Genomic DNA, 17,638 nt, shown 5'->3' with positions numbered 1-17,638 from the left:
TCTCCCCTCTGTGTTCTCCCCCCCCGGCCCCGGGCCGGGGCGCCGGGGCCCCCCCCCCCCCCCCCCCCCCCCCCCACGGCCGTGTCAGGAGGGGTGGGCCGTCAGCCGGCGTACACGTCCTCGACGTACCGCCCGGCCTCGATCAGCCCCTGCAGCCAGGCCTGCGCCCCCTGCTCGTCCGCGCCCGGGACGCGCTCCCGGTACAGCGTCCGGAAGGCCTCCCGGACGCCCGGCGCCATCCGGGCGCCGTCGCCGCACACGTACACCTCGGCACCGGCTTCGAGCAGCTCCCAGACCTCGGCCGCCTCGGCGGCGATCCGGTCCTGCACGTAGCGCCGCCCGTCCCGCGGCCGCTCGCTGAAGGCGGGCCGCAGCGAGACCGCGCCGGCCTGCTCGGCCGCCTCCAGCTCACCGCGGTGCAGGTAGTCCGCGTCCGGGTCGTCGCAGCCGAAGTACAGCAGCGCCGGGGCGAGCCCGGCCCCCTCGGCGAGCAGCGCCCGGCGGTCGGCGACGGCACCCCGGAAGGGCGCCAGGCCGGTGCCGGCCGCGATCATGACCACCGGGGTCCGGTGACCGATCCGGAACGCCTCCCGGCAGGGCTGGACCCGGGCCAGCACGGTGTCGCCGACGGCCACCCGGTCGAGGTAGCCGGAGCCGGTGCCCCGGAAGGTGCCCCGGCCCGAGCGGGCCGGCCCGCTGAGCACCGAGACCATCAGCTCCGCCCGGCCCGGGTCGCCGGCGGGCGAGGAGGAGATCGAGTAGTGCCGCGGCCGGATCGGCGGCAGCAGCTCCAGCAGCACCGGCCAGCCGAGCCGCCCCTGGAGGGCCGGGTGGTCCTCGACCAGGTCCAGCAGGGTGCGCGGGTCGTCCTCGGACAGCGCCCGCAGCGCGGCCTGCTCGGGCGGGCAGGGGTTGAGCGCGGCCAGGGCGGCGCGCTGCTCGGCGCTCGGCCGGTCCTGCAACTCGACGTGGCGGGTGAGCAGTTCGCGCACCGTCAGCGGGCGGTCGACGGCCAGTCCGGTGCGCCGGTGCGCCACGATGCCCAGCACCGTGTCGAGGTCGGCGCCGAACAGCTTGGCGGCGCGCTCGACCAGCGCCGGGTCGTTGGCCGGGAGCACGGTGAGGTGGTCGGCGGTCCGGTAGCCGGTACCCTCCGGCAGGGCCAGCCGGACCAGCCGCTTGACCCGGTGGTACGCGGGGTCGGTCAGGCTGCCGACGGCGGTGACGGTCAGCTCCGCCATGCCGTGCCGGGCGGCCAGCGCGGCCAGCGGGCCGCCGGTCACCTCGGTCACCGAGTAGGCGGCCGCCGGCCGCGCCTCGGCGGGGGCGTCGGCGTCCCCGTAGCGCGCCAGCAGGGTCTCGCGCAGCTCGGCGGTGAACTGCCGTACGGTGCCGGCCAGGTCGCCGGAGGCGTCGGCCTCGGCGCGGGCCAGCAGCCGGGTGCCGCCGAGCGCGGCGAGCCGGTCGTCGATCAGCCCCGGGACGCGCTGGTAGGTCGCGGCGTAGGTGCGGTCGCCGATGCCGAGCACCGTGTACTCGACGCCCTCGGCCGTCCCGCCCTCCTGCCCCTCCCCGGCGTCCTGAGCCTCCTGGGCCTCCTGGAGCCGGCGGACGAACCGGGCCGCGTCGTCGGTCGGCTGCCCGTTGTACGAGGCGGCGGTGATCACCACCGGCCGGTCGGTGGGCAGCCCGTCCGCGTACGCGTCCAGCGGGGCGGTCTCCGTCTCGCAGCCGAGGTCGGCGGCGGCCTCCGCGAGCTGCCGGCTGAACTCCCGGCAGGCGCCGTAGTTGGAGCCGTGCAGGAGCAGCAGCCCGGTCCCCTGGCGGACCCGCCCGGCCGTCCCGGGCCGCTCGGCAGTGCCGGTGGCAGCAGCGGTGGAGCCGCTGGCAGCAGCGGTGGAGCCGCTGGCAGCAGCGGTGGAGCCGGAGGCGGTCGCGGCCCGGCCGGGCGTGCGCCGGGCGAGGCCGAGGGTGAAGTCGTCGGGCTTGATGGTGAGCGTCTGCTTGATGGTCAGCCGGTAGTCGGTGTGGTCGATCAGCCGGTAGCGGTGGACCAGCATGCCGAGCAGCATGACGGCCTCGTGCAGCGCGAACTGCCGTCCGATGCAGGCGCGTTCGCCGGTGCCGAAGGGCTTGAAGGCGTGCGGGGAGCGGGCCTCCTCGCACTCGGGGTCGAACCGGGACGGGTCGAACAGCTCCGGGTTGTCGCCCCACGACGGGTCCCGGTGCAGCATCGGCGTGGAGACGAAGACGGTCTCCCCGGCGCGCAGCGGGATGCGGCCGCCGAGCAGGGTGTCCTCGCGGGCCTCCCGGCTGAACGCGGGCGCCGTCGGCCACAGCCGCAGCGCCTCGTTGAGCACCTGGCGGGTGTGGCGCAGCCGTCCGACGTCCTCGTAGGAGGGCTCCGGGTCGGCCTGGTCGCCCCAGAGCCCGTCCACCTCCCGCTGCACCTGGCGCAGCACCGTCGGGTGCTTGACCAGGTAGTACATCGCGAAGGAGAGCGCGCCCGAGGTGGTCTCGTGGCCGGCGATCAGGAAGGTGATCACCTGGTTGCGGATGTTCTCGGCGTCCAGCCGGGTCCCGTCCGAGGGGCGGACCGCGCCGAGCATCAGGCCCAGCAGGTCCTCGGCCGGAGCCTGCTCGCCCTCCCCAACAGCTCCCTCCCCGGCGGTTCCCTCCGCGGAGCGGGCGGCGATCACCTCGTCCACCACAGCGGCCAGGTAGTCGGCGTCGGCCCGGAAGGCGGTGTCGCGCTCGCGGTGGTCGGCCTCCGGGTCGCGCGTGAGCCTGTTCATCGCCCAGCCCAGACAGCGCACCATCGCCTCGACGAAGGGGTGCGGCTCGTCCCGCTCGAAGGAGCCGAAGTCGAAGCCGAAGCCGGCCAGTCCGATGGTGTCCAGGGTCATCCGGGTCATGTCGCCGGGCACGTCCACCGGCAGTCCGGCGGCCTCCCGGCGGTCCCAGGAGTCGACCAGCCGGCGGGCCACCCGCAGCATCACCGGGTGGTAGGTGCGCATCGAGCCGAGCGCGAAGGCGGGCATCAGGATGTCGTGCGCCCGGGCCCAGTTGGGCTCGTCGTTGTAGGCGGTGAACAGGCCGTCGCCGGTGAACTGGCGGACGTTCTCCAGGCCCGGGCCGATCGACTTGGTGAACCGGGTCTCGTCGGCGAGCTCCTCGACCAGCTCCAGCCCGCTGACGATCAGGCTGTCCCGGCCGTGCAGCCGCTGGACGAAGGCCGGGCCGTGCTCTCTGGCCAGTTCCATGGTGCGCAGCATCGGGGCGGCGATCGGCGGCGCCGACGAGATGTCCACCAGGGGGACGGCCCGACCACTCCCGACCCCGTCCGCCCGCTCGCCGCCGTCCGTCCACCCGTCCTCGGCCGTCCACTGGCCCTCGGTCGTGCTCTCCACGGTCTCGGTCATCGCTGTGGCCCCTCCCACGGCAGGAAAACTTCGGTCTTCCACCACTGTGCGCCCACCGGGCGGAAGGTCAGACCCCGATCACTACATGATTGTGTAGTACCAGGGGCTCCGACGGGCTTGCCCACGAACCGTCAGCCCTGGCCCCGGAGAGGAGAACCACCGATGCGATCGACCGAGGACTGCGCCCCCCTGCCGGGCGGCCGCCTGGACCCGGCGGTGATCTGGCGCAACCGGGCGCTGCGGCTGATGGACCACGTGCCGATGCCCATCGCGGTGTGCGAGTTCGGCGGGCAGATCCTGATCGTCAACCGCGCGATGGCAGCCGAATTCGGCTGCTTGCCGGGCCAGTTGCGCCACCGTAGGATTCTGGAGTTCTTCACCCTGCGGGACACCGGCACCCTGGAGGCGCTCACCGAGGCCGTCCGGCTGCACCGCCGCTCGCAGTACCCGGCCCGGGTCTCCTGGACGCCCGCCGGCGGCACCGAGCGGCACGGCGAGATGACCGTCGACCTGGTCAGCGACACCCCGGAGCAGACCCCGAACCTCCTGCTGTCGCTGCAGGCGGCGGAGCCCCCGGCCGAGGCCCCGCCGTCCGGCCCCCGGGCCGAGGCCAGCCCGGTCGAGGCCCGCATCCTCGCCGCCGCGGCCCGGGGCGACACCACCGCGCAGATCGCCCGGGCCCTCGGCATCACTCCGGACGGCGTCAACTACCACCTGGCCCGGCTCTCCCGCCGCTGGCGCGTCCCCAACCGCACCGCCCTGGTCGCCCGCGCCTACACCACCGGCGTCCTGGCCCCGGACACCTGGCCGCCCCAGCCCGCCGACCGGGAGTGATGGTCCGTCAGGCCCCGGCTTCAGTCCGCGGTACGCCGCTCCGCCTCGATGAACGCCCTCGTGGTCGACGGGTCCGGGAGCGGGCGCCCGTACGTCTCCGCGAGCCGGGTCAGGGCGGTGGTCTCCACCGTCCAGCCGTGCCCGGCCAGCCAATCGCCGGTGCCCGGGCCGAGCCCGCCGCGCCACAGCCCGGTGAGGTGGGTGAGCGCCGGGTCCTGCGGCGTGCGGCTCACGTCCCCGCCCTGCTCCAGCAGGAGGCGGCTGCCCGGGGCCGCCAGCCCGGCCACCGCCGTGAGCAGCCCGGCCGCCTCGTCCGGGGCGAGGTAGACCAGCAGGCCCTCGGCGAGCCAGACCGAGCGCCGGGCCGGGTCGAAGCCGGCGGCGACCAGCCGCTCGGGCCACCGCGGGTCGACCAGGTCGACGGGCAGGGCGGTGCGCCGGGCCTTCGGCACGGCGCCGAGGCCGTCCAGGACCTGCTGCTTGAAGTCCAGCACCGGGCCGAGGTCGAGCTCGAACACCCGGGTACCGGACGGCCAGTCCAGCCGGTAGGCACGGGTGTCCAGGCCCGCCGCCAGCACCACCACCTGGTCGGCGCCGGCGGCCGGCAGCCGGTCGTCGTAGAAGCGGGTGCGCAGGATGCCGTGGGCGACGAGGGCCTTGGCGAGGCTGCTGACCGGTCCGGAGAGGGCGGGTTCGAGGCCGGCGGCGTCCACGAAGGCGAGGGCGTACGGGTCGACGAAGAGCGGGTCGGGTCGGGAGCTCTCGTAGGCCCGCACCCGGGCGACGGACAGGGCGGTGCGGGAGACCGGGCTGAGCGGTTCGGAGGTCGTCATGCCCGGCAATCTACATCGGCGCCGATGCATCAGTGAAGATGTATTGGTGGAGATATATCGGTGAAGATGTATTCTTGCGGGCATGGACGGCGTGCAACTCCTCAGACTCGGCAAGCGGCTGACGGAACTCGGCCGCGCGATGATCACCGACCCGGCCGCCGAGCACCTCAGCGCCGGGGAGATCGCCGTGGTCTCCGACGTGTACCGCCACCCCGCCACCTCCGTCCAGGAGATCCGGGTCCGCACCGGCTTCGCCCAGAGCCACGTCTCGGTCTCCGTCGCCCGGCTGCGCGAACGCGGCCTGCTCGACGCCGCCGCCGACCCGGCCGACGGGCGCCGCACCCTGCTGACCGTCTCCGAACCGGCCCGGCACGCCATCCGCGCCCACGTCGCCCGGCCCGCCGAGCCCGTCATCACCAAGGCCGTCCCGGACCCGGAGAAGGCCCGCAGGGTCACCGAACTGCTGGACGAACTCGCCGGCCTGCTGCTGCCCTGACCCACCGCCGGGCACGCCACCAGCCCCACGCCCCGGCCGAGTTCCACAAGTCGGTCACAAGCTCGCCAGGCCACTCCCCCGCCACCGCCGGCCCCTGCCATCATCCCGACTGAACCCGGGAGGCGCCCGGGCGAGGCCGAGGGAGTGCGATGGACGCGCGGATCAGGGTCGCCGGCGGCGACGGGCTGCGGGAGACGGCGGAGCTCCGGGACCGGCTGCACCGGGAGCGCGAGCTGGCGGGGCCGGCGCTGAGCGACGACGATGAGTGAGCCGCCGACCGACCGCGTCCCGACTCCGCCGACCGACCGGACAGCCTCCCCGCCAACCCTCCGCCCCCGACAGCACAGCCGGCGGTCCGCCGCCCCGGCCGCCCGCATCGTGGCCCAGGCCCTGCTGGTCGTCATCGGCCTGTCCACCGTCGCCCTCGGCTTCTCCTGGTTCGTCGACACCTACGACGAGGCGCTCGCCTACCGCGGCGCCCCGGTCTGCGGCGCCCCCGCCACCGCACCCGGCGCGGACTGCACCAAGCAGGAGACCGGCCGGGTGACGGCCAAGAAGACCGACTCGAACGGAGACTCCACCACCTACGGCCTGACCGTCTCCCGCGAGACGGTGCCCACCGCCACCTACAGCGTCACCGAGGGCCTCTACGACAGCCTGGAGAACGGCGTCAACGTGGACCTGACCCTCTGGCGGGGCCGCGTGGTCGAGCTCTCCCACCAGGGCCACCGCTCCACCGTCCAGAGCACCCCCTGGCTCACCGCCCTCAAGCTCGCCCTCCTGGTCGGCACGGGAACCGTCCTCGCCGTCTACGGCCTCCTCCTGCGCCGCCTCGTCAGCTGGGCGCTCCCGCTCGCCGTCCTCCCCTTCCTGGTCCTCTTCACCGTCCTCGGCAGCATCATCCTCATCACCGCCCAGTGGCCCTTCGCCCTCACCATCGCCCTCCCCCTCATCGGCTGGCTGGTCCTGACCGCCATCACCGCCACGATGTCCTGGGACTACTAGCCGGGGAGATCCGGACCCGGCCGGTCACACCAGGGGCGCGTCCAGGCAGGCCCGGCGGTGGCTGAAGGTGTCGAGGGACCAGCGGCCGTGGTAGCGGCCGGAGCCGCTCTCCCCCACGCCGCCGAAGGGGAGTTCCGGGATGCCCAGGTGGGCCACCGGGAGGCCGAAGTTGAGGGCGCCGGAGGCGGTCTCCTCGGCCAGGCGGCGGCGTGCGTGCCCGTCCTCGGTGAAGGCGTAGAGGGCGAGGGGGTGGTCCCGGTCGTTGATGAAGGCGATGGCCTCGTCGAGGCCGGCGACCTCGACGACGGGCAGGACGGGGCCGAAGACCTCCTCCCGCATGACCGGGGCGTCCGGCTCCACCTCGGCCAGCAGGGTGGGCGCGATGTAGCGGTCCGCGCGGTCGTGCTGCCCGCCGAAGACCGTACGGCCCGAGTCGAGGAGGGCGACGACCCGGTCGAAGTGCCGCTCGTCGACGATGCGCCCGTACGCCGGTGACCGCGCCGGGTCGGGCCCGTACAGCTCGGTGACGGCGCGCGCCAGGGCGCCTTCCAGCGCGCGGGCCGTGGCCGGGTCGGTCAGCAGGTAGTCGGGGGCCACGCAGGTCTGCCCCGCGTTGGCGAACTTGGCACGGGCCAGCCGGGCGGCGACCGCCCCGGGGTCGACGCCGCGGTCCACGAACACCGGTGACTTGCCGCCCAGTTCGAGGGTGACCGGGGTCAAGTGCTCGGCGGCGGCCCGCAGCACCGTCCGGCCGAAGCGGGCGTTGCCGGTGTAGAGGATGTGGTCGAAGCGCTCGGCCAGCAGGGCGGTGGTCGTCTCCCCGCCGCCCTCCACCACGGCGATCGCCGCCGGGTCGACGTACCGGGGCAGCAGCCGCGCCAGCAGGGCCGAGCAGGCCGGGGCCAGTTCGCTCGGCTTGGCGAGCACCGTGTTGCCGGCGGCGATCGCGCCCACCACCGGCACCAGCAGCAGCTGCACCGGGTAGTTCCAGGGCGCGATCACCAGGACGGTCCCGAGCGGGGCGTGGCCGGTGTGGGCGCTCGTCCCCGGCGGCAGCCGGGTGAGCGTGGCGGCGGGCACCGGCTCGGGGCGCAGCCACTGCTCCAGGTTCTGCAGGGTGTGGTCGATCTCCCGTACGGTGAAGTCGACTTCGGCGACATCGGTCTCGGCGCGCGGCTTGCGCAGGTCGGCGTGGAGGGCCTCGGCGATCTCCTCGCGGTGGCCGGTCAGCAGGGCGCGCAGCCCGGCCAGCTGCTCGGTGCGCCAGGCGAGCGGCCGGGTGCGGCCGGTGCGGAAGGCCGCGCGCAGCCGGGCGACGATCTCGGCCGGCGCGGACACGGAGGGCTCGGTCACAGCCGGAGTGTTCACTGGGAGTCCTCTCGGACGGGGTCGGGGATCCAGCTGCCGTGGAAGCCGGCCGGCACCCGCACCGGCAGGTGGACGGTGGCGAGCGGGGCGCCGGCGAAGTCCTCGGCGGAGAGGACGACCAGGTCGCTCGCGCCCCGCTCGGGGTCGTGGACGTAGGTCAGCAGGTAGCCGTCGTCCTCGCCGCGGGCGCCCTCCCTCGGCACGAAGGAGACCTCACCGGTGTACCGTCCCGCGCCGAACTGCCGTACGGTGCTGGACTGCTGTCGCAGGTCGTGCTTGATCAGCGCGTCCCCGGCGGCCTCCGGGGGCAGCGCGTCCAGGTCGTCGGCCGTCGCGGCGAGGTGGCGCAGCAGCTGGGTGGCCACGGTGGAGTAGCCGTAGCGGTGGGCGCCGCCGAGCACCGCCGGGTTGACCGCCGGGAACTCCTGCGGCCGGTCGTCCAGCCGGGTCTCGGTGACCGTGCCGGAGACGGTGTCGACCGTCCAGCGGTCCAGGGTGGGGCTGCTCTGCCCGTCCACCGCGCCGCCGGCGAACATCCTCGGGTAGCGGACCACGTCGACGACGACCCGGTCGCCGTCCTCGTGGGCGTTGAGGGTGTGGAAGACGAAGCAGGGCTCGACCTCGAACCAGCGGACCTCGGTGCCGTCGCGGGGCAGCAGCCCGACCCGCGCGCCGCGGGTCTCGTCCCAGACCGCCGGATACGTCTTGCGTGCCAGGTTGTCGGGCATGCTGACGCGCCCCGCGAGGTCGAGGACGACGGCGAAGTTCCGGGTCAGCGCCATGTCGTGCACCACCGGCCGGTGCGGGACCGGGATGTCCACGGCGCGTACGACGACGCCCTCCGGGGAGACCACCAGGTGGCGCAGCCGCTCGCTGTCGTCCCGCTGCCAGGTGATCGCGTGCAGCTCGCCGGTGACCGGATCGAGCTTGGGGTGGGCGGCGAACCCGTCGGGCAGCGTGCCGCAGAAGTCGCCGGCCCCCACCGTCTCGATCTCGTAGGAGAGTTCGTACGGGCGGAAGCCGCCCTCGACCAGCGCGAGGGTGCGGTCGGCGTGCCCGATCACGTGGGTGTTGGGCGCGACGTCGGCGATCCGCGGCACGGCGCCGGGGCGCGGCCGCTCCCCCAGCGCCTCGGCCACGGCGGCGCTGCGGACCAGCCGGTTGCGGTACCACCGGGCCCGCCCGTCGAGCAGCCGCACCCCGTGCACCATGGCGTACCCGGCGAACAGGTGCCGCGGCCGCGGGTCCTCCGGCCGCATCCCGTTGGGCCCGTTGCGCAGGTACCGGCCGTTGAGCTCGGCCGGGATCGTCCCCGTGACCGGCAGGTCGAAGGCCGTGACTTCCTCCTCCACCGGGGCGTAGCCACCGGTGAACGGGTTGGTGACGGTGGACACCGCAGACTCCCTCAGGCCGCTTCCGACTACCACTGCGCACGCGGGGCGGCGCACCCGGCTCAACGAGCCACCCACCGGCGGGTGACGGCCCGCCGGGCAACGGCGGGAGGGAGCCTGGAGGAGCCGGGGGTCCGCCGCACCGCCGGCTCACTGGTCGGGCAGCTCGAAGGTCGGGGCCGCGTAGTAGTCCATGCCCTTCAGCTTGCAGACCAGCACCTCGTCGGCGCGGGCCAGGAGCTGGCGCATCCGTCCGATCGCCACGTCGATCAGGGCCGGGCGTCCTCGGAACCCGGCATCCAGGTCTGTGATCATCTTCTGGTAGAGCTCCGTGAAGCCGAGGGCGGCCTTGAGGGCGTCCGGGCTCTCCTCGTAATTCGCCAGCTTGGGGTTCACGAGTGTGTTCACGACCTCGTCCCCTTTCGGGACGTGGAAGCCGTCGCCGGTGGGGTCGAGCGGTTTGTCGTCCTGCCGGTAGAACCTTCCGACGCTCAGCTCGTGGAACGTGAAGTAGTGCGACAGGTCGCGGTTGGAGTCCAGGATTCCTCCGCCGTCCCCTTCACCCTCCCAAATGATGTCCTGCATGAGCGTCAGCGCGTCGTCCAGGCCTTCCACGGTGATGCAGTCCTGCCCGAAGTAGGCGTACTGGCGGTCGAGGCGCCCGGCCGGGAACACGGCCTTCTCCCCGTACAGGTGGACGCAGTCCTTCAGGTGCTGCATGAGGTCCCGGTAGAACTGCCCGATCGTCTCACCCGGGTCGGGGAGGATCGGGGTGTGCAACCGCGGGTCGAACTCGGCGGTGACCGGCAGTGCGGCCCTGAGCCCCTCCGGCAGGGTCCCTTCGTCGACGGGCCCCGGGGACTCGATGCACATGCCCATGGCCAGGAAGGAGTCCCCGAAGGGCTGGAGTTGGATCTCCATGGGGCCGGGGGCACTGAAGAAGCGCGGATAGGGGAGGGAGGCGACGGCCTTGATGTCGGGGTCCGCGCCAGTGGCGATCAGGACGTTCGCGGCGATCGACAGGTGCCGCATCTCGACGGTCACCAGCTCCCGGATGAGTTTGGCCGCGGTGCTCCGGCGGTCCTTGATCGACCACCAGCCCGTCAGGTAGGCGGGGATGGTGGAGAACTCGACCAGGCAGGCGCTCTGCAGCATCTCCCGCAGTTTCTTGATGTCGTCCTCGAAGCTCATGAGGTGACCTCCTTCGGCTTTCCGGTCCTGAGCAGGGTGCGGTACATCTCCAGCACCTTGCGCTTGCCGCTGGACAGGTCCCTGGTGACGGGCATGTAGAGCGAGGAGTTCGCCATGGAGACCGAGGACAGTTCCAGGATCTGGTCGATGTTCCGTTCGACGGCCGTCCGGTCCCCCAGGTCGAGCGCGGCGTAGTACTTCATGACCGGGAAGATCATGTCGTACACGTAGAGAACCCGCTTGTAGACGTAGTCCCAGGCGGCGGCCGGGTCGTTGTGGTGCTCCTCGCAGTACTTCCGGAAGTCCGCGGGGAGCAGGTCGTCGAAGGGCAGCATCCGCACACAGCAGTAGAACGCCGAGACGAAGGACCAGGGCGCTCCCGTGTACCCCACCTTTTCCGGCGGAACGGCCGGACTCCCGTCGAGGTAGTAGGGAAAGAAGGCGATGACCGGGAGGTTGGGGGCTTCGAGACCGCCCACCACGGTGAACCCGATCTCCGCGCGGCCGTTCACCACCGGCCCGACCTTGGTGATGGTGAGGACTTCCTCCTCCTTCTTCTCCGGTTTCTTCCAGGAGGAGCCGTTCTGCATGGGTGGCGGCGGGTCCGGCAGGTACTGCTGGACGACCAGCCCGACCTCGCGGGTGGGGATCGCACCCCGGTCCCGGACCTCGACCACCACCACCCGGTCCTTGTCGCTCTGGTCGACGTAGATCGATCGCAATTCGGTCTGGGCCGTGAGCACCTTCTCCGTCAGCATCGTGACCTGCTCGGCATTCGGCTTGCACCGGATGCCCAGGACCCCGTCGGCCAGGTCCGCGTCGGTCACCTTGCCGTCGACCGGCACGTCGATGATGCCGGAGGTCAGCTCGTAGCCGCTCCTGTCGTAGAGATCGGGCTTGATCTCCGCCACGGTCTCGATGGTGGCGGCGCCGGCGACGACGAGCTCCAGAGTTCCGAAGGACGTCTCCTTGTCACCGCTGGCGTCCTTCTCCGGGATCGTGGCCCCCAGGTCGAGGCTGACGTAGCGGGTGCCCCCGGCATTCCGGTGGATCTCCGCCACCGCCGGCCCGAACCAGGCGTCCACCGGATTCTTCTCCGAATCGAGGACCTTCACCGAGTTCGCCGGCGCCAGGAACCGCCCGCCGGGTACCGAAGCCGGCTCGCTCTCGTGCCACAGGCCGATCGTGCCGACCACCCGGGAAAGGCAGGTGTTCCGACGTGGCGGATTCCCCGCTTTTCGGTCCTGCTCCCACAGGTCCAGTAGTTTCTCGAACCGCTCCTTCTGGGTCTTGCAGCCGGCGAACTCGGGTGCGTTGAAGTAGTGGGTCAGATAGACGGAGTACCGCATCATGATTCCGCGGGCCTTCTGGGAATCCATCTCCTTCTTGAGCGCGTTCAGCAGTGGCGATTTGTCGGAGGTGAAGTGGAGATTGTCCCGGCCCACGCACGCCTGGACGACGGTGGCGCCGACCCCGTCGCGGTAGACGTCCCCCTTCAGATTCAGGTTGCGGCTGAAATTCTGCCAGCGCGCCGGCAGCTGGAGGCCGTCCTCGATGTCGCCGTAGAAGAATTCCTCCGGGCTGGTTCTGCTGCCGATCTGGATGCGCCTGGCGAAGAAGCAGGGGCTCCAGACCGAATCCGGGTTGTTGTCCGCCATGCTCGCGCTGGTGTGGAACGCGGCCCTGGGGAAGTGGCCGTCGCCGGTCTGCTCCTCCGGGGTGAGGTCGGCGATCGGGAACGAGTCCCCGGCCAGGTTGACGACGGCGCCGAGCAGCGGGTCGCCCGGGATCGACGGATCCGCTCCGTACGCGGTCTGCCCCCCGGTCACGGTCGTGAGGACGCCCTTGCCGTCCGGCGCGTCGCGGGGCTGCACGTGGAGCCACCAGTCGTTGCCGCCGTAGGCGCTCCACCCCGAAGGGGGCTCCTCCGTCTCCTTCCCGTCCGGGCCTTGGCCCGTCTGCATACTGAACGCCCATTTCGGAAAGGCCTCCCGGAAATTGTCCGGGGTGATTTTCTTGTCCTTGAGATAATTCCAGTTCAGCTCCGCCGTCCGGAAGTCGTACGTCGGGAACAGGCCGTTGTTGTTCATGGTCGCCGGATTGAAGGTCATCTGACCGCGGAAGAAAACCCGGGGAACGGAAAGGACGCTCACAGCACCTCCTAGGGGGTTGGCGGGAAGCCGCCAGCGATGTACCACCGCACCTTGATCCCTAGCCCGCCTCGACCCGGACAGCCGAGGGTGTTCACTCGGCGTCAGTCACCCCGCGATCGCATGATTCCGGCCCAGGCCGATTCGGGTGATTCCTGCCGCACCGATGTGAGTGGAACGTCCGCCGTCGGCATAGATGGATCGTTGACGACGTGACAACGGATAGGGTCCTGCGGCATTTCCGCCGAATCGACGGAGAGTGACCGCGGACCGGCGAGCGGAAGGAGCCTGGCACATGTCGGAACCGGGAGCGGGGCCCCGGACGGGGGTCTGGCTGGTGGGGGCGCGCGGCTCGGTGGCCACCACCACCGTGGTGGGCGCGGCGGCGGTCGGTGCGGGGCTGGCCGAGCCGACGGGGTGCGTCACCGCGAGCGAGGACTTCCCCGGGGCCCGGCTGCCGCCACTCGGCGCCCTGGTCTTCGGCGGGCACGACACCGGCTCCGTCCCCCTGCCCGTCCGGGCCGCCGAGCTGGCCGAGTCCGGGGTGGTGCCGCAGCGGCTGCTCGAACCGCTGGAGAAGGCCGTCGTCGCCGCCGACCAGGAGATCCGCCCGGGCTACGCCACCGGTCGGAGCGGACTGCCCCAGGCGGTGGCGGCCCGGGCGCTCGCCGTCGACATCGAGGGCTTCCGGCGGCGTCTGGGCCTGGACCGCGTCGTGGTCGTCAACGTGGCCTCCACCGAGGCGCCGGTGCCGGACCGCCCCGAACACCACGACCTCGACCTGCTGGAGGCGGCCCTGCGCGGCCCGGCCGACGTCCTGCCGGCCAGCTCGCTCTACGCCTACGCGGCCTTCACCGCCGACTGCCCCTACGTGGACTTCACCCCCTCCACCGGTGCCCGGCTGCCCGCGCTGGACGCCCTGGCCCGCGCGCGCGGCCTGCCGTACGCGGGCAGCGACGCCAAGACCGGCGAGACGCTGGTGCAGTCGGTCCTGGCACCGATGTTCGCCGTCCGCGCGTTGAAGGTGCGGGCCTGGTCCGGCACGAACCTGCTGGGCGGCGGGGACGGCGCCACCCTGGCCGATCCGGGCGCCGCCGCCAGCAAGACGGCGTCCAAGCGGCGGGGCCTGGGCCGCATGCTGGGGCACCCGGTGGAGGGCTCAGTGCACATCGACTGCGTACCGGCGCTCGGCGAATGGAAGACCGCCTGGGACCACGTGGCCTTCGAAGGGTTCCTCGGGGCGCGGATGAGCCTCCAGTTCACCTGGCAGGGCTGCGACTCGGCACTGGCCGCACCGCTCGTGCTGGATCTCGTCCGGCTCACCGCCACCGCGCACGCGGCGGGCGTCTCGGGCCCGCTCGGGGCCCTGGGCTTCTTCTTCAAGGACCCGGTCGGCTCGGGTGGTTACGCCCTGACCGACCAGTACCAGGCCTTGCGGGCGTTCGCGGCGGAGACCGCGGCGGCGACCGCGGGCGGCGGGCCGCGCACATGAGGATCCCGGCCCTCGGCACCGTCGCCGAACTCGTCCGGGCACCGGCCGCGATCACCGTGCCCGGCGACCCCCTGGTCGGGGCGACGCTGGCCGGCCGCCCGCTCGGACCGGCCACCGGACTGCTGGCCCTGTCCTCGGTCTGTCTCTACTGGGCGGGCATGGCCCTCAACGACTACGCCGACCGGCACACCGACGCGGTCGAGCGTCCGCACCGTCCGATCCCCTCCGGCCGGGTGGAGCCTTCGGTCGCCCTGTCGCTGGCCGCCGGCCTCACCGGGACGGGGCTCGCCTTCGCCGCGGCGGGCGGTGGGCGTGGGGCCCTGTCCGTCGCGGTGCCGTTGGCGGCCGTGGTCTGGAGCTACGACCTGGGCCTCAAGGGCCGTCCCGTCGCCGGGCCCGTCACCATGGCCGCCGCCCGCGGCCTCGACGTCCTCCTGGGCGCCGGGGGCCGCGGGCTGCGCGCGGCCGCGCCCGCCGCCGCGGTGGTCGGCGCGCACACCCTGGTGGTCTGCGCGCTCAGCCGCCACGAAGTCCGGGGCGCGGACGGCCTGCTCCTCCCCGCCACCGCGGCCGCCACCTGCGCCGTCGCCGCCGTGGCCGCCGCCCCGGGTGCAGGCGGCGCCCCGGGTCGCCGGGCGGTCCGCCTCGCCGCCCTCGCCGTGTACGTCGCCGGCTTCGGCGGCGCCCAGGCCGCGGCGGGCCGGCTCGACCCGCGACGCCTCCAACAGGCCGTCACCGCCGGCATCGCCGCCGTCCTCCCCCTCCAGGCCGCGTGCGCCTGCCGCGCCGACGCCCTGCCCGTGGCCCTGTCCCTGCTCGCCGCGGCGCCGGTGGCCCGCCGCCTGTTCCGAAAGCTGTCCCCCACATGACCGGCACGGTCACCGACCAGGGCCACGCGCAGCCCGGCCCCGTACGAACGGACGCCGTACGGACGGACGCCGTACGCGCGGACACGGGGCTGCGGTTCGGCTACGGCACCAACGGGTTCGCCGGGCACCGCCTGACCGAGGCCATCGCCGTGCTGGCGGACCTCGGCTACGACGGGATCGCCCTCACCCTGGACCACTGCCACCTCGACCCGTTCGCCCCCGGGCTGTCCCGGCGGGTCGCGCGGGTCGCCCGGCGACTCGCCGAGACGGGCCTGGAGACCGTGGTGGAGACCGGCGCCCGCTACCTGCTCGACCCGTGGACCAAGCACGCCCCCACGCTCGTCGACGAGGATCCGAGCCGTCGGCTGGAGTACCTGGGACTGGCGATGCGGGTGGCCGCCGATCTGAACGCGGGGGCCGTGTCGCTGTGGAGCGGCGTGCCCGCCCCGGGCGTGCCGTCCCGGGTGGCGTGGGAACGACTGGTCCACGGCTGCGGGTGGGCGGTGGCGGAGGCGGACCGCCACGGCGTCGTCCTGGGCTTCGAGCCGGAACCGGGCATGCTCGTCGACACCCTGGACGCCTACGAGCTGCTGCGCCGCCGCCTCGGCGATCCGCCCGCTCTCGGGCTGACCCTCGACATCGGCCACTGCCGCTGCCTGGAGTCCGCCCCGGTGCCCGACTGCGTCGTACGGGCCGGGCCGCACCTGGTCAACGTCCAGATCGAGGACATGCGCAGGGGCGTGCACGAGCACCTGGAGTTCGGGCAGGGCGAGATCGACTTCCCGCCCGTGCTGGACGCGCTGCGCCGCACCGGCTTCCCGGGACTGGTCAGCGTCGAACTGCCGCGGCACAGCCACGCCGCGCCGCAGCTCGCCGCGCGCTCGCTGGCCTTCCTGCGAGCCGCCGCCGACGCGGCGCACGGCACCCGGACACCGCGATGAGCTTCGGCAACGCCGCCCGGGTGACCGTCCGCGACCTGCGCGCCGCCCTCGACCGGCAGCTCACACCGGACGCCGCCCGCTGGCTGGCCACGGCCCTGACCGAGGTGGCCGCCGAACCCGACCAGGCCCTGCCCCGGCGCTTCGCCGAGGCGGGCCGCCGGGGCGGCCGGGCACTGCTGGCGGCGGCCCCCGCACCGCATCAGGACCCGGCGCCCGCGGTCCCCGCGGAAGCCCTGGCCTGGACCGTGGACGACGCCGTACGGGCCCTGCTGCTGGCCGCTGCCCCGGCCCCCGCCGACGGCCCCGCCGTCCGGGCGTCCGCCGTCTACCGCCACGGGGACGCCGCGGAACGGCGCGGCGTGCTCCGCGCCCTCGGCCCGCTCGACCTGCTGGCCCCGTACGGCCTGCGGGACGACGCCGTCCCTCTGGTGGCCGACGCGCTGCGCACCAACGACCCCCGGCTGCTGGCCGCCGCACTGGGCCCCTACGGGGCGCGGCACCTGCCGGCGCCCGCCTACCGGGAGGCCGTCCTGAAGTGCCTGCACTGCTCCGTCCCCCTGCGGGCCGTGGCCGGGCTGCCCCACCGGACCGACGCCGAACTGGCCCGGATGGCCGCGACGCACGCCCGTGAACTCACCGGCGCCGGACGCCCCGTACCGGGCGACGTGCGCGCGCTGGCCGGCCCCCGACCGGCCGCGACCGACCCCCTTCCGCCCCCTCACCCTGCCGGGACCTGATGCGCATCTTCGACCCCCACATCCACATGACCTCGCGGACGACCGACGACTACCAGACGATGCGGGACGCCGGCATCCGGGCCGTCGTGGAACCGGCGTTCTGGCTGGGCCAGCCCCGCACGGACGTCGCCAGCTTCGTCGACTACTTCGACTCCCTGATCGGCTGGGAACCCTTCCGGGCGGCCCAGTTCGGTATCCGCCACCACTGCGCCCTGGCCCTCAACCCGAAGGAGGCCAACGACCCCCGCTGCACCGCCGTCCTCGACGTGCTGCCCCGCTACCTGGACAAGGACGCGGTGGTGGCGGTGGGCGAGGTCGGCTACGACTCCGTCACCCCGGAGGAGGACCACGCGCTCGCCACCCAGGTCCGGCTCGCCATGGACCACGAACTGCCCGTCCTGGTGCACACCCCGCACCGGGACAAGGCCGTCGGGACCAGGCGCACGCTCGCCGTGCTCCGCGAGTGCGGGATCGCTCCCGACCTGGTCCTGGTCGACCACCTGACCGAGCTGACCGTGACGGAGGTCGCCGACACCGGCTGCTGGACGGGGTTCTCCGTCTACCCGCACACCAAGATGGACCCCCACCGCCTGGTGCAGCTCCTCAAGCGCCACGGAACCCACCGGGTGCTGGTCAACTCCGCGGCCGACTGGGGCCGCAGCGACCCGCTGGCGACCCGGCGCACGGCGGAGGCGATGCTCGAAGCCGGCTTCACCGCCGACCAGGTCGACGAGGTGATGTGGCGCAACCCGGTCGCCTTCTACGGCCAGAGCGGACGCCTGACCCTGCCGGTGGACGGTCCCGACACGCCGGACCACCGCGAGGAGCCCCACGAGCGGGCCGGCGACGCCGTGTACCTGGGGAACTCCATCGCCCGCGGCGAGTAGCCCTTCCCGGAGCAAGGAGACC

The 17,638-nt window shown here is 73.5% G+C and carries 14 protein-coding genes; 8 read left to right on the top strand and 6 right to left on the bottom strand.

The window, feature by feature from the left end:
• Positions 1–101: 101 nt before the first annotated feature.
• Entirely contained in the window at positions 102–3,422 is a 3,321-nt protein-coding gene (locus tag ACFCY1_RS23395) for a cytochrome P450 (RefSeq protein WP_375875927.1), read from the bottom strand.
• 162 nt (positions 3,423–3,584) lie between these two features.
• Between ACFCY1_RS23395 and ACFCY1_RS23390 the strand changes: the two genes are divergently transcribed.
• Complete coding sequence (locus ACFCY1_RS23390) at positions 3,585–4,256, top strand: helix-turn-helix transcriptional regulator (protein WP_375875926.1); 672 nt, start codon at positions 3,585–3,587, stop codon at positions 4,254–4,256.
• 20 nt (positions 4,257–4,276) lie between these two features.
• Here ACFCY1_RS23390 and ACFCY1_RS23385 read toward each other — a convergent pair whose 3' ends face one another.
• Positions 4,277–5,089 (bottom strand): SAM-dependent methyltransferase, encoded by an 813-nt coding sequence (locus ACFCY1_RS23385; RefSeq protein ID WP_049651750.1) that lies wholly within the window; start codon positions 5,087–5,089, stop codon positions 4,277–4,279.
• Between the two features lie 82 nt (positions 5,090–5,171).
• Between ACFCY1_RS23385 and ACFCY1_RS23380 the strand changes: the two genes are divergently transcribed.
• Together ACFCY1_RS23380 and ACFCY1_RS23375 are read left to right on the top strand one after the other, a co-directional pair.
• Positions 5,172–5,585, top strand: coding sequence for a MarR family winged helix-turn-helix transcriptional regulator (locus tag ACFCY1_RS23380; protein WP_375875925.1), 414 nt, complete (start codon positions 5,172–5,174; stop codon positions 5,583–5,585).
• A 261-nt stretch (positions 5,586–5,846) separates the two neighbouring features.
• On the top strand, positions 5,847–6,590 hold the full coding sequence (locus ACFCY1_RS23375; RefSeq protein WP_375875924.1) for a hypothetical protein: 744 nt from the start codon (positions 5,847–5,849) through the stop codon (positions 6,588–6,590).
• A gap of 24 nt (positions 6,591–6,614) precedes the next feature.
• On the opposite strand, the gene ACFCY1_RS23370 is transcribed toward ACFCY1_RS23375, so the two are convergent.
• From ACFCY1_RS23370 to ACFCY1_RS23355, 4 genes are all read right to left on the bottom strand, one after another.
• A complete protein-coding gene (locus ACFCY1_RS23370) occupies positions 6,615–7,943 on the bottom strand; it encodes an aldehyde dehydrogenase family protein (RefSeq protein WP_375875923.1) in 1,329 nt (442 codons plus the stop codon).
• An 11-nt stretch (positions 7,944–7,954) separates the two neighbouring features.
• A complete protein-coding gene (locus ACFCY1_RS23365; protein ID WP_375875922.1) occupies positions 7,955–9,352 on the bottom strand; it encodes a carotenoid oxygenase family protein in 1,398 nt (465 codons plus the stop codon).
• A 147-nt stretch (positions 9,353–9,499) separates the two neighbouring features.
• Positions 9,500–10,540 (bottom strand): ferritin-like domain-containing protein, encoded by a 1,041-nt coding sequence (locus ACFCY1_RS23360; RefSeq protein ID WP_375875921.1) that lies wholly within the window; start codon positions 10,538–10,540, stop codon positions 9,500–9,502.
• Positions 10,537–12,651: a hypothetical protein gene (locus ACFCY1_RS23355; RefSeq protein WP_375875920.1), complete on the bottom strand. Its 2,115-nt coding sequence runs from the start codon at positions 12,649–12,651 to the stop codon at positions 10,537–10,539. The genes ACFCY1_RS23360 and ACFCY1_RS23355 overlap by 4 nt, the downstream gene beginning before the upstream one ends.
• 334 nt (positions 12,652–12,985) lie before the next feature.
• On the opposite strand from ACFCY1_RS23355, the gene ACFCY1_RS23350 reads away from it, so the two are divergent.
• The 5 genes from ACFCY1_RS23350 to ACFCY1_RS23330 are packed head-to-tail and all read left to right on the top strand — an operon-like array spanning position 12,986 to position 17,616.
• Positions 12,986–14,182 (top strand): inositol-3-phosphate synthase, encoded by a 1,197-nt coding sequence (locus tag ACFCY1_RS23350; RefSeq protein ID WP_375875919.1) that lies wholly within the window; start codon positions 12,986–12,988, stop codon positions 14,180–14,182.
• On the top strand, positions 14,179–15,051 hold the full coding sequence (locus tag ACFCY1_RS23345; protein ID WP_375875917.1) for an SCO3242 family prenyltransferase: 873 nt from the start codon (positions 14,179–14,181) through the stop codon (positions 15,049–15,051). The genes ACFCY1_RS23350 and ACFCY1_RS23345 overlap by 4 nt, the downstream gene beginning before the upstream one ends.
• Positions 15,048–15,992 (top strand): sugar phosphate isomerase/epimerase family protein, encoded by a 945-nt coding sequence (locus ACFCY1_RS23340; protein WP_375875915.1) that lies wholly within the window; start codon positions 15,048–15,050, stop codon positions 15,990–15,992. Before ACFCY1_RS23345 ends, ACFCY1_RS23340 begins: the two co-directional genes overlap by 4 nt.
• Positions 15,989–16,729: an EboA domain-containing protein gene (locus tag ACFCY1_RS23335; protein WP_375875913.1), complete on the top strand. Its 741-nt coding sequence runs from the start codon at positions 15,989–15,991 to the stop codon at positions 16,727–16,729. Before ACFCY1_RS23340 ends, ACFCY1_RS23335 begins: the two co-directional genes overlap by 4 nt.
• Positions 16,729–17,616: a TatD family hydrolase gene (locus tag ACFCY1_RS23330; protein ID WP_375875912.1), complete on the top strand. Its 888-nt coding sequence runs from the start codon at positions 16,729–16,731 to the stop codon at positions 17,614–17,616. The genes ACFCY1_RS23335 and ACFCY1_RS23330 overlap by 1 nt, the downstream gene beginning before the upstream one ends.
• The last annotated feature ends 22 nt before the right edge of the window (positions 17,617–17,638 follow it).

It is taken from the genome of Kitasatospora sp. NPDC056273, assembly GCF_042268845.1.
Lineage (GTDB): Bacteria > Actinomycetota > Actinomycetes > Streptomycetales > Streptomycetaceae > Kitasatospora.
This window is presented reverse-complemented; position numbering and strand designations above follow the sequence as displayed.